The organism is Sandarakinorhabdus rubra, from assembly GCF_010994245.1.
GTDB lineage: Bacteria > Pseudomonadota > Alphaproteobacteria > Sphingomonadales > Sphingomonadaceae > Sandarakinorhabdus > Sandarakinorhabdus rubra.
In genome coordinates this window covers 1-12164 of the sequence record NZ_WMHO01000066.1, presented here as the reverse complement: position 1 = coordinate 12164, position 12164 = coordinate 1, and the positions used below count along the sequence as shown (strand labels likewise).

Below are 12164 nucleotides of genomic sequence, written 5' to 3'. Positions count from 1 at the left end.
GGTCTGCCGCCAGCGGGCGAAGGCCGGGGCCAGCGCCGACAGCAGCGCAAGCGGCGTGGGAACGGCCACGCCGGCAGCCGCCAGGCTGGTGGCCGGGCGTTCGGTGCCGTCCGGATGGTGGGCCAGATTGACCCCCATGCCGATCACCAGGGCATCGCCCTGTCGTTCGAGCAGGATGCCGCAGCATTTGATGCCGTCCAGCAGCACGTCGTTCGGCCATTTCAGGGTGAAACGGTGCGGCTGGCTGCTGCCTTCGGACAGCGCCTCGTGCAGAGCCAGCGCGGCGACGAAGCTCAGCTGCTGCACCTCGCCGGTTGCCTTGACCAGCACCGAGCCCATGAAGTTGCCGGCGCCATCATTCCACACCCGCCCGCGGCGGCCGCGCCCCGCCGTCTGCCGATCGGCCAGCACCCAGTGGGCATCCGGCAGCGCCTCGGCGCGGGCCAGCAGCCAGTCGTTCGTGGATCCCACCTCGGCGAGGTGGGTGAAGTCCGTGAGCATCAAGCGGGAAACAGCGCCGCGGCCGCACGCGCCGTGGCGGCGGCCAGCGGCGACAGGGCCAGCATGCCGATGGGCGAGCAGAAGAGCGCCAGGCCGGCGATCATCGCACCGTTGACCGGATTGGCCGCCGGCGCCAGCGCTGTAGCGGGCGGATCGAAATACATGATCTTGATGAGCCTGAGATAATAGAAGGCCGCCACCACCGAGGCGACGAAGCCGACAATGGCAAGGCCGAGGAGGCCGGCATTGATGGCGGCCTGGAACACCGCGAACTTGGGCCAGAAGCCGAGCAGCGGCGGGATGCCGGCCAGGCTGAACATGAACACCGCCATCGCCAGCGCCAGACCGGGACGGGTCTTCGACAGGCCGGCGAAATCGGCCATGGTTTCCACCGGGCTGCCATCGGCGCGGGCGAGTTGCAGCACGACAAGGAAGCTGCCCAGCGTCATGGCGACATAGACGCAGATGTAGAAGAGCAGCGCCGAAATCCCGCCCGGGCTGCCCGGCGCCAGGCCGACCAGCGCGAAGCCGATGTTGGCGATCGAGCTGTAGGCCAGGAGGCGCTTGATGTTGGTCTGCGCCACGGCCGCCACGGCGCCCAGCACCATGGAGGCGATGGCGATGAACAGGATGATCTGCTGCCAGTCGGGCGCGACCTGGCCGGGGAAGGCGACCACCAGCACACGCGCCATCAGGCCCAGCGCGGCCGCCTTGGGCGCGGCGGCGAAGAAGGCCGCCACCGGGGTGGGCGCGCCCTCATAAACGTCGGGCGTCCACATGTGGAAGGGCACCGCCGAGACCTTGAAGGCCAACCCCGAGAGGATGAAGACGATGCCGAACAACAGGCCGAGCGACCGCTCCTGCTGGCCGCCGACGATACCGGCAATCACGTCGAGCTGGGTGGAACCGGCAAAGCCATACACGAGCGTGACACCATAGAGCAGGATGCCCGAGGCGAGCGCGCCCAGCACGAAATATTTGAGGCCGGCTTCGGCCGAACGGTCATCGCCGCGGTGGAAGGCGGCGAGCACATAGGACGGCAGCGCCGCCAGTTCCAGCCCGACATAGAGGGTGAGCAGATCATTGGCCGAAACCATGATGGCCATGCCCAGCGTCGCCAGCAGCAGCAGCACCGGATATTCGAACCGGGCGCTGCTGCTGCCCTTCGCATTGTGATCGGCAAGCCACGGCAGCGCCAGCAGTACCGAGGCGGCGGCTGCAGCCAGGATGATGACCTTCAGAAAGGCCGAGAAGGCATCGGCGACATAGAGGCCGTCAAAGGCGACCGACGGCCCGGCCGGCGCATCGAGCAAGGTGAAGCCGGCCAGCCCCAATATGGCCACCGCAAAGAGGCTGGTAACGGTGAGCGCGCGGCCGCCGCCGGTGAAGGTGCCGAGCATCAGCGCAGCGAGGCTGCCCAGCGTCAGCACGGTTTCCGGCCCGGCGATGGCGATGGAGGCGAAAATCGGGTGCATCAATGGGCCTCCGCCGCGTGCGCCGGGGCGATGAGCGCGGGCCGTGCGGGTGACAGGGTCATGTCGGTTGGCACGGTCGCCAGCTCACGCCCTTCGAGGCGGGCGACAACCTCGGCGATGGCAGGCTGCATCGGCGCCATGAAGCTCTTGGGGTAGATGCCCATCCACAAGGTCGCCGCCACGATGGGGGCAAGGATGGCGACTTCCCGCAGCGACAGATCGGGCATTGCCCGCGTGTCCTCCCCGGCGGCCTTGCCATAGGCGACCCGGGCATAGAGCCACAGCATGTAGGCGGCGCCCAGGATGATGCCGGTAGTGAGCACGAACGTGGCCCACGTGCTCGTCTGATAGAGGCCGAGCAGCACCAGGAATTCGGCGACAAAGCCCGAGGTGGCGGGCAGGCCGACGCTGGCCATGGTGAAGAACAGCAGCACCAGCGCATATTTGGGCATGGTGTCGGCAAGGCCGCCATAGCGCCCGATCTCGCGGGTGTGCAGCCGATCATAGATCACGCCGACGCACAGGAAGAGCGCGCCCGATACGAGCCCGTGGCTGAGCATCATCAGCATCGCGCCTTCCAGCCCCTGCGTGTTGAGCGCGAACAGCCCGCCCGTCACGAAGGCCATGTGGGCGACAGAGGAATAGGCGATCAGCTTCTTCATGTCGTGCTGCACGAGGGCAACGAGGGACGTGTAGACCACCGCCACCATGGACAGGCCGAACACCAGCCAGATCAGCTGCGCGCTGGCATCGGGGAACATCGGCAGCGAAAAGCGGATGAAGCCATAGCCGCCCAGCTTCAGGAGCACGCCAGCGAGGATGACGGAGCCGGCGGTGGGCGCCTCCACGTGCGCATCGGGCAGCCAGGTGTGCACCGGCCACATCGGCATCTTGACGGCGAAACTGGCAAAGAAGGCCAGGAACAGCCAGAACTGTGCCTCCTTGGGGAAATCGGTGCGAGCAAGCACGCCGATGTCGGTCGAGCCGGCAAAGCCCACCATCCACAGCATGGCGACGAGCATCAGCACCGAGCCCAGGAGCGTGTAGAGGAAGAACTTGTAGCTGGCATAGATGCGCCGGGCGCCGCCCCAGATGCCGATGATCAGGAACATCGGGATGAGGCCACCTTCGAAAAACAGGTAGAACAGGAAGATGTCGCGCGCCGCAAAGGTGCCGATCATCAGCGATTCCATGAGGAGGAACGCCGCCATATATTCGGGCACGCGGGTCTTCACGCTCTCCCAGCTGGCCAGGATGCACAGCGGCATCAGGAACACCGAAAGTTCGATCAGCATCAATGCGATGCCGTCGATGCCAAGCGACCAGGTGAGATAGGGCCCGAAGAGCGGCAGGGCTTCGGCGAACTGGAACGCCGCCGTCGACGGATCGAATTCGGCCCACAGCCAGAGGCCGGCGAGCAATTCCACCAGCGTGGTGGCCAGCGCCGCCACGCGGGCACGGCCCGCCCGCTCGTCTGCATCTCCGGGCAGGGTGAGCAGCACCAGCGCCGCCACCACCGGCAACAGGATCATGATCGACAGGATCGGCATCAGCGCATCATCCAGGCCGCCGCCGCGGCTAGGCCGACCAGCATCACCAGTGCATAGGAATAGACATAGCCCGACTGGAAGCGGCGGGCGAGATTGCTGCCCACGACCACCATTTCGGCCGCGCCATCGGGGCCGAAGCGATCAATGGTCTGCTGGTCACCGCGCGTCCAGAACAGGCGCCCGAACCACAGCGAAGGCCGCACGAAGATGGCATTGTAGAGCTCGTCGAAATACCATTTCCTGAGCAGGAACTCGTAGAGGCCGGGCACTTCGTTGCGCCACCATTTCGGGATCGACGGGCGGCGGACATAGGCGTTCCAGGCGAGGCCCAGGCCGGCGAAGAAGGCGATGGAGGGCGTCCACACCACCCAGGCCGGCACCTCGTGCAGGGCGTGCATCAGATGGGTGTCAAAGGCGAGGCTGCCGCGCCAGAAGGCGGCGCCCGGTTCGGCCTCCACGAAGGCACCGTGCCAGATGATGCCGGCAAGGAGCGCGCCGGCGCCCAGCACGAACAGCGGCACCAGCATGGAAAGCGGGCTTTCGTGCGGGTGATAGCCGGCCGTGCCGTCATCATGGTGGTGAGCATGATCATGCCCGTGGTGCGCGTCGTGCACGGCGTGCTGGATATGCTCTGAACCGGCCCAGCGCGGTGCCCCGAAGAAGGTGAGGAACACCAGCCGCCAGGAATAGAAGCTGGTGAGCAGCGCCACGACGGCGCCCACCGTGAAGGCGAATGTGCCCGAAGCCGTGCCGCTGGCATAGGCGGCCTCCAGGATGGCGTCCTTGGAATAATAGCCGGCGGTGAAGAAGAAGCCGGTCAGGGCCAGCGTGCCGATCGTCATCATCCAGAAGGTGATGGGGATGTGCTTCCGAAGCCCGCCATAGAAGCGCATGTCCTGTTCATGGTGCATGGCATGAATGACAGAGCCGGCGCCGAGGAACAGCAGCGCCTTGAAGAAGGCGTGGGTGAACAGGTGGAACATGGCAACGCCATAGGCGCCGGTGCCGGCAGCGAAGAACATGTAGCCCAGCTGCGAACAGGTGGAATAGGCGATCACCCGCTTGATGTCGTTCTGCACCATGCCCACCGTGGCGGCGAAGAAGGCGGTGCAGGCGCCCACTATGGTCACCACCGCCAGCGCCGTTTCGCTGGCTTCGAACATCGGCGACAGGCGGCAGACCATGAACACGCCGGCGGTCACCATGGTGGCGGCGTGGATCAGGGCAGAAACCGGCGTCGGTCCTTCCATGGCATCAGGCAGCCAGGTGTGGAGGCCCAGTTGGGCGGACTTGCCACAGGCGCCGATGAACAGCAGCAGGCACAGGCACGTCATCACGTCGACGGTGGAGCCGAGGAAGCTGAACGTCTGCCCGGCGTGCTGGGGAACGGCAGCCACTATGGCGTCGATGGACACCGTTCCGAACACCAGGAAGGTGGCGAAGATGCCGAGCGAAAAGCCGAAATCCCCCACCCGGTTGACCACGAAGGCCTTGATGGCGGCCGCATTCGCCGATGGCTTGGTGTACCAGAAGCCGATGAGCAGATAGGAGGCGAGGCCCACGCCTTCCCAGCCGAAGAACATCTGGACGAGATTGTCGGCCGTCACCAGCATCAGCATGGCGAAGGTGAACAGCGACAGATAGGCGAAGAACCGGCTCTGCGACGGGTCCTCCTCCATGTAGCCCCAGCTGTAGAGGTGGACGAGCGCCGAGACGCTGGTGACCACCACCAGCATGACGGCGGTGAGCGTATCGACCTTCAGCGCCCACTGCACGCGCAAGGCCCCGCTTTCGATCCAGTCGAGCACCGGCACGGTGGTGGCCGGCGCTTCGTTCAGCCAGAAGCCGATGAAGATCGTCCAGGCCAGCGCCGCCGACACGAACAGCCCGCCAGTGGTGATCGCCTTGGCCGCGGTGTGGCCGATTGCACGGCCGCCCAGCCCGGCGACAAGCGCGGTGAGCAGCGGCAGGAAGACGAGCAGCGTGATCATCGGCTCAGCCCCGCATCCGATCGGCCTGATCGACCGCCACCGTGCCGCGATTGCGGAAATAGATCACCAGGATGGCCAGCCCGATGGCCGCCTCGCCGGCTGCGACGGTGAGCACGAACATCGCGAAGATCTGGCCATGCACCTGGTGCAGGAAGGCCGAGAAGGCGACGAGGTTGATGTTCACCGCAAGCAGGATCAGCTCCAGCGACATCAGGATGATGATGATGTTGCGGCGGTTGAGGAAAATGCCGAACACGCCGAGCACGAACAGCGCCGCCGAGACCGCCAGATAATGGGAGAGGGTGATCACAGCTCCACCCCCTGCCCCAGCGGCGCCTTGCCCACGCCCAGCGTGCCGGCCGGGGTGCGCGCCGTCTGCGCCGCGATGCTCTGCTTCTTCACGCCAATACGGCGACGGTGGGTAAGGACGATGGCGCCGACCATGGCCGCCAGCAACAACAGCCCCGACATGGAGAAGACGAAGACATAGCGCGTGTAGAGCTGGCTGCCGATCCACTGCGTGTTGCTCATCCCGGCCGGCGGCCCGGCCAGCGCCTCGTGCACGATCACGCCCTGCCCGGCCTGCCAGCCGGTCGCCACCAGCAACGTCTCGGTGAGGATGATGCCCGCCACAAAGAGCCCCAGCGGAAGATTGTTCAGCGCCCCGCGCCTGAGCGCCCGAAAATCAATGTCGAGCATCATCACGACGAACAGGAACAGCACCGCAACCGCGCCGACATAGACGATGACCAGCAGCATCGCCAGGAACTCAGCGCCCAGCAGGATGAACAGCCCGGCAGCGTTGAAGAAGCAGGTGATCAGCCACAGCACCGAATGCACCGGGTTTTTCGCGGTGATCACCATCAGCGCCGCGGTGAGCAGGACGACGGCGAACAGCCAGAAAGCAAGGGCGGCGGTCATCTCAGCGCCACTCCGCGTCGGCCGCGATGTTGCTGGCAATGGCGCGTTCCCACTTCTCGCCGTTGGCCAGCAGCTTGGCCTTGTCGTAGATCAGCTCTTCGCGGGTTTCGGTCGAGAACTCGAAATTCGGCGTCTCGACGATGGCATCCACCGGGCAGGCTTCCTGGCACAGGCCGCAATAGATGCACTTGGTCATGTCGATGTCATAGCGGGTGGTGCGGCGGCTGCCGTCCTCGCGCGGTTCGGCCTCGATGGTGATGGCCTGCGCTGGGCACACGGCTTCGCACAGCTTGCAGGCGATGCAGCGTTCCTCGCCATTGGGATAGCGCCTGAGCGCATGTTCACCCCGGAAGCGCGGCGAGACGGGGCCCTTTTCGAACGGGTAGTTCAGCGTGACCTTGGGCCGGAAGAAATAGCGCAAGGTCAGCCACATGCCGGAGACGAACTCGAGCAGCAGCAGCGACTTGGCGGAGCGGAGCAGCGCGGTCATTGCGACGCCTTCAGCATTTTTTCGAAAGCAGGGCCGGCGCCGGTGTTGCAGACGCCGATGAACATAGGAGTCTGTTTAGGAAATGGCTTGGTCATGTCCCTAGGCAGTTCCTTTGGCAGAACCCACGCTTCGCGGCCCTGCTTTCCATTTACAGGCGCCTTTACGAGGACGTCGAAATTGCTGGCTCCTTGTCGGCGACCTCGAAAAATCGTCGCGCCATCATCTGCAATAAATGCCTGCGAGAAACCCGGCTGAACGATACCAGTCGGGTCTAAAACTTTCATCGGAAACACGTCTGCCATAGGAACAAGTTTTTCTGGCCGGCGAACAAATATCATCAGCGGATGATGTCGCTTACTCACAACGGATTCTTCGTTTGCATCATACCGAGTGACTTGAACAAAGTCGCAGTTGAACAACTCAACCGTTGTCTGCGGCGATCCCGCTGTCAGCGCCAGAGCGATCAAGCCGATCATGCTGGCAGGCTCTCAAAATGCCCGGTGAACATCAGCCAGCCGGAGACGACGACGACCCAGAACAGCGATAACGGCAGGAACACCTTCCAGCCCAGCCGCATCAGCTGATCATAGCGATAGCGCGGCACGCTGGCCTTCACCCAGGCGAAGACGAAGAACATGAACGCCATCTTGAGGAGGAACCAGACGAAGCCGGGGATGACATAGAGGAACGGCAGGTCCAGCGGCGGCAGCCAGCCGCCGAGGAACAGCGTCGGCACCAGCGCGCACATGAAGAGGATGTTGGCATATTCGCCGAGGAAGAAGAGCGCGAAGCTCATCGAGCTGTATTCGACCTGGTAGCCAGCGACCAGTTCGGCCTCGGCCTCGGGCAGGTCGAACGGCGGCCGGTTGGTTTCGGCCAGCGCCGTGATGAAGAACATGATGCCGAGCGGAAACAGCAGCGGATTGAAGATGTTGCCGTTGAGCAGGCCGAGCACGTTGCCCTTCTGGCTCATCACGATGTCGGACAGGTTGAGGCTCTGCGCATACATCATCACGGCGACGAGGATGAAGCCCATCGAGACTTCGTAGGACACCATCTGCGCCGCCGAGCGGAGGCCGCCGAGGAAGGCATATTTGGAGTTGGACGCCCAGCCCGACATGATGATGCCATACACACCCATCGAGGAGACGGCGAAGACATAGAGCAGGCCGACGTTGAGATCGGCCAGCACGAGGCCGGCATCAAACGGCATCACCGCCCACACCACCAGGGCCAATGTGAAGCTGATCATCGGGGCGAGCAGGAACACGCCCTGCGAGGCGCCGGTGGGGATTATGGTTTCCTTCAGGAACAGCTTCGCGGCGTCGGCAAAGGTCTGCAGGATGCCAAACGGGCCGACCACGTTGGGCCCGCGCCGCATCTGCATCGCCGCCCAGATCTTGCGATCGGCATAGACCGCCATTGCCACGCCCACCATCACCGGGAAGGCAATGGCGAGGATCAGCGTCAGGGTGGCGAGGAACCAGCCCGGGCCCTGCCCGAACTGATCGATGAACCAGCCGGTGTAGGTCATTCGGCTGCCTCCTGTTCGGGGGCGAGCAGCGACGAGACGCAGGCGGCCATGGTGGCGCTGGCCCGCGCGATCGGGTTGGTGAGGTGATAATTGGTGAAGGCGAGGTGGAGCGGGCCCTTCACGGGCGCGGCGTCCTTCGCCGGCAGGCTGGCGGCGCGGTCGATCAGGCCATCGCGGGCGAGATCGGGCCAATCGGCTGCGATGCGGCGGCGCAGGGCCGACAGATCATCATAGGGCAGTTTCCGACCCAGAACCGAGGAGAGCGCGCGGAAGATCGTCCAGTCTTCCCGGGCATCGCCGGGCGGCTGGGTTGCCTTCAGCGCGCGCTGCACGCGGCCTTCCAGGTTCACCCAGGTGCCGGCCTTCTCGGTATAGGCGGCGGCCGGCAGGATCACGTCGGCGTGGCGGACGCCATGATCGCCGTGGGTGCCAATATAGACGGTGAAGCGGCCGGCCATCACGTTGACCTCGTCAGCGCCGAGCAGGAACAGTGCCTTCACCCCGCTGTCACCCAGCAGCGCGTTGACGCCGCCTTCGACCGCCAGCCCCAGCCGCAGCGCACCGGCCCGGGCCGCCGCGGTGTGGACGAGGTTGAAGCCATTCCAGCCATCCTTGAACACGCCCAGCGTGGCAGCAGCGGCACGGGCGGCAGCGTAGAGGCCGGGCGTCTTCAGCGCGCCCATGCCGACGATGATCGCCGGGCGCTGGGCCGCCGCAAAGGCGGCGACCACCTCGGCCGGCAGAGCGGTCAGCAGGCTGGCGTCATCGCCCAGATCGGTGACCGGGAAGGTGAGATCGTCGGCCGGGCCAATGCGGAAGGCCTTCGCACCGCCCTTCTTCACGGCCTTGCGCAGCCGCAGGTTGAGCAGTGCTGCCTCGTCGCGTGGATTGGTGCCGACCAACAGGATGGCATCCGCCGTCTCGATGCCGGCCAGCCCCGAATTGAACAGCCAGCCTGCCGGCTCGCCCGTATCGAACAGCGCGCCGTCCTGCCGGCACTCGATGCGGGACGACCCCAGCGCGGCGAGCAGGTCCTTGAAAGCCACCATGTCCTCGACCGCCTGAAGATCGCCGACGATGCCGGCAATCTCGTCGCCTTCCAGCCCCTTCAGGCCGGCGGCAATGGCGGCAAAGGCCTCGCCCCAGCTGGCCTTCTTCAGCTTGCCGTCCACCCGCACCCAAGGCGTGTCGAGCCGGCGCGCCGACAGGCCATCGATGGCAAAGCGGCTCTTGTCGGCCAGCCACTCCTCGTTGACGTCGTCGTTGATGCGCGGCGTCACCCTGAGCACGGCGGCGCCGCGGCTGCCGACCACGATGTTGCTGCCGATGGCGTCCATCACGTCGATCGAATCGGTCTTCTTCAGCTCCCACGGGCGGGCCTGGAAGGCATAGGGCTTGGCGGTGAGCGCGCCCACCGGGCACAGATCGATGACATTGCCCGACACTTCGGAGGTGACGGCCTTTTCGAGGTAGGAGGTGATCTGCATCGTCTCGCCGCGGCCGATCGCGCCAATCTCCTCGACGCCGGCCACCTCCTCGGCAAAGCGCACGCAGCGGGTGCAGTGGATGCAGCGCGTCATCACCGTCTTGATGAGCGGGCCCATGTATTTCTCGGTCACCGCGCGCTTGTTCTCGTCAAAGCGGCTGCTGCCCCGGCCATAGGCCAGCGCCTGGTCCTGCAGGTCGCATTCGCCGCCCTGGTCGCAGATCGGGCAATCGAGCGGGTGGTTGATGAGCAGGAACTCCATCACCCCCTCGCGGGCCTTCTTCACCTTTTCGGTGGTGGTGTGGATCACCTGCCCGTCGGCAGCCGGCATCGCGCAGCTGGCCACCGGCTTGGGTGATTTTTCCATCTCGACAAGGCACATGCGGCAGTTGCCGGCGATGGTCAGGCGTTCGTGATAGCAGAAGCGCGGGATCTCGGCGCCGGCGGCCTCGCAGGCCTGCAGCACGGTGGCGCCATTCGGCACCTCGACCTCGATCCCGTCGACCGTCAGCCTCGGCATGGGTCAGTTCTCCCTGCCGGGCCGGTTGTGGGTGAGGCCGCCAGCGGGCCGCACGTCGATCATGCGCATATCCAAAAGACCGCTCCGCCCAGTGGCCGAAGCACTGGCTTGGCTATAGCCGGGCGCTTTGTGCAAGGGAAGGTCAATCGGCGACATTCTGCCGCGCCACTGGGCATTTTAGGGGTGGTTTGAGGCGCTTCCCGCAATGCGGCACGGCCCGGCCCGGCACATGCCGCCGCTTGGAAGCCTGCGAGTTCAAGCCTATAGCCGGCGCCATGTCCATCGCCACTTCAAAGCCTGTCCATATTGTCGGGGGCGGCCTCGCCGGGTCGGAGGCCGCCTGGCAGATCGCCGAGGCCGGCCTGCCGGTTGTCATCCACGAAATGCGTGGGGTGCACGGCACCGATGCCCACAAGACCGACGGGCTGGCCGAGCTCGTCTGCTCCAACAGCTTCCGGTCCGATGATCCCGACAACAATGCCGTGGGCCTCATCCACCAGGAGATGCGCGCCCTTTCCAGCCTCGTGATGCGCGAAGCCGACAAGGCACGCGTGCCGGCGGGATCGGCCCTCGCCGTGGACCGCGACGTGTTTTCAGGGGGCGTCACCGCTGCGCTGGCCGCCCACCCGAATGTCACCATCGTGCGCGAACTGATCGATGATCTGCCGCCTGCGGACTGGGACAGCGTGATCGTCGCCACCGGGCCGCTGACTGCAACGCCGCTGGCCGAGGCCATCCGCCGCCTCACCGGCGAAGATGCGCTGGCCTTCTTCGATGCGATCGCGCCCGTCATCCATTTCGACTCCATCAATCTGGAAACCGCCTGGTTCCAGTCGCGATGGGACAAATCTTATGGGAACGCCGCTGACGCGGCTGGGGGCGGAGCCAGGGATTATCTCAACTGCCCGATGGACAAGGAGCAGTACGAAGCCTTCATCGACGCGCTGCTGGCCGCCGAAAAGACCGTGTTCAAGGAATGGGAGGCCAACACCCCCTATTTCGAAGGCTGCATGCCGATCGAGGTGATGGCCGAACGCGGTCGCGACACGCCACGTTTCGGCCCGATGAAGCCGGTGGGCCTCACCAATCCGGCCACCGGCCGCCGCGCCTGGGCGGTGGTGCAGCTGCGCCAGGACAACGCCAGCGGCACGCTGTGGAACATGGTGGGGTTCCAGACCAAGATGAAGCACGCCGAACAGGTGCGGGTGTTCCGCATGATCCCGGGGCTGGAACGCGCCGAGTTCGCCCGGCTGGGCGGCCTGCATCGCAACACCTTCATCAAGTCACCGGTGCTGCTCGACGCCACGCTCAGGCTGAAGGCACGGCCGGCGATCCGTTTCGCCGGGCAGATCACGGGCTGTGAAGGCTATGTCGAATCGGCTGCCGTCGGCCTGATGGCGGCGCGCTTCGCCATTGCCGAACGGCAGGGGCGGGAGCCGGTGCCGCCGCCCGCCACCACGGCGCTGGGCGCCCTGTTGCACCACATCACAGGCGGGGCCGAGGCCGAGACCTTCCAGCCGATGAACGTCAATTTCGGGCTGTTCCCGCCGCTGGTGCCGTCACCGAAGAAAGACCAGCGCAAACCGGCGCTGGTGGCGCGCGCCCGCGCCGATCTGGCCGCCTGGCTGGCGGTGGCCTAATCCTCGTCCCCGGGCGGCGGGCACACGCAGGCGGCCTTGGGCCGGCGCCTGGCGGC

General features: G+C 65.6%; 11 protein-coding genes. 1 reads left to right on the top strand and 10 read right to left on the bottom strand.

The genetic code is table 11. From position 1 onward, the window contains the following. From GJV64_RS05990 to nuoG, 10 genes are all read right to left on the bottom strand, one after another. Window positions 1-501 (bottom strand): biotin--[acetyl-CoA-carboxylase] ligase (locus GJV64_RS05990; protein WP_164156368.1); only part of this gene is annotated, 501 nt, incomplete at its 3' end. Beyond that, window positions 501-1976, bottom strand: coding sequence for an NADH-quinone oxidoreductase subunit NuoN (gene nuoN, locus GJV64_RS05985; protein ID WP_205599542.1), 1476 nt, complete (start codon window positions 1974-1976; stop codon window positions 501-503). The genes nuoN and GJV64_RS05990, both read right to left, overlap by 1 nt. Further along, on the bottom strand, window positions 1976-3526 hold the full coding sequence (locus GJV64_RS05980; protein ID WP_164156367.1) for an NADH-quinone oxidoreductase subunit M: 1551 nt from the start codon (window positions 3524-3526) through the stop codon (window positions 1976-1978). Before GJV64_RS05980 ends, nuoN begins: the two co-directional genes overlap by 1 nt. Further along, window positions 3526-5517 (bottom strand): NADH-quinone oxidoreductase subunit L, encoded by a 1992-nt coding sequence (gene nuoL / locus GJV64_RS05975; RefSeq protein ID WP_164156366.1) that lies wholly within the window; start codon window positions 5515-5517, stop codon window positions 3526-3528. The genes GJV64_RS05980 and nuoL overlap by 1 nt, the downstream gene beginning before the upstream one ends. Before the next feature lie 4 nt (window positions 5518-5521). Then, window positions 5522-5827, bottom strand: coding sequence for an NADH-quinone oxidoreductase subunit NuoK (gene nuoK, locus GJV64_RS05970; protein WP_164156365.1), 306 nt, complete (start codon window positions 5825-5827; stop codon window positions 5522-5524). Next, window positions 5824-6438, bottom strand: coding sequence for an NADH-quinone oxidoreductase subunit J (locus GJV64_RS05965; protein WP_164156364.1), 615 nt, complete (start codon window positions 6436-6438; stop codon window positions 5824-5826). The genes nuoK and GJV64_RS05965 overlap by 4 nt, the downstream gene beginning before the upstream one ends. A 1-nt stretch (window position 6439) precedes the next feature. Then, window positions 6440-6928 carry an NADH-quinone oxidoreductase subunit NuoI gene (gene nuoI, locus GJV64_RS05960; RefSeq protein WP_164156363.1) on the bottom strand — a complete coding sequence of 163 codons (489 nt, stop codon included), beginning with the start codon at window positions 6926-6928 and terminating at the stop codon, window positions 6440-6442. After that, entirely contained in the window at window positions 6925-7404 is a 480-nt protein-coding gene (locus GJV64_RS05955; RefSeq protein WP_164156362.1) for a hypothetical protein, read from the bottom strand. The genes nuoI and GJV64_RS05955 overlap by 4 nt, the downstream gene beginning before the upstream one ends. Then, window positions 7401-8462, bottom strand: a complete 1062-nt coding sequence (nuoH, locus tag GJV64_RS05950; RefSeq protein WP_164156361.1) for an NADH-quinone oxidoreductase subunit NuoH — start codon at window positions 8460-8462, stop codon at window positions 7401-7403. Before nuoH ends, GJV64_RS05955 begins: the two co-directional genes overlap by 4 nt. After that, window positions 8459-10468: an NADH-quinone oxidoreductase subunit NuoG gene (gene nuoG, locus GJV64_RS05945; RefSeq protein WP_164156360.1), complete on the bottom strand. Its 2010-nt coding sequence runs from the start codon at window positions 10466-10468 to the stop codon at window positions 8459-8461. The genes nuoH and nuoG overlap by 4 nt, the downstream gene beginning before the upstream one ends. A 275-nt stretch (window positions 10469-10743) precedes the next feature. Between nuoG and trmFO the strand changes: the two genes are divergently transcribed. Then, window positions 10744-12108, top strand: coding sequence for a methylenetetrahydrofolate--tRNA-(uracil(54)-C(5))-methyltransferase (FADH(2)-oxidizing) TrmFO (trmFO, locus tag GJV64_RS05940; RefSeq protein WP_205599541.1), 1365 nt, complete (start codon window positions 10744-10746; stop codon window positions 12106-12108). Window positions 12109-12164: the final 56 nt, after the last annotated feature.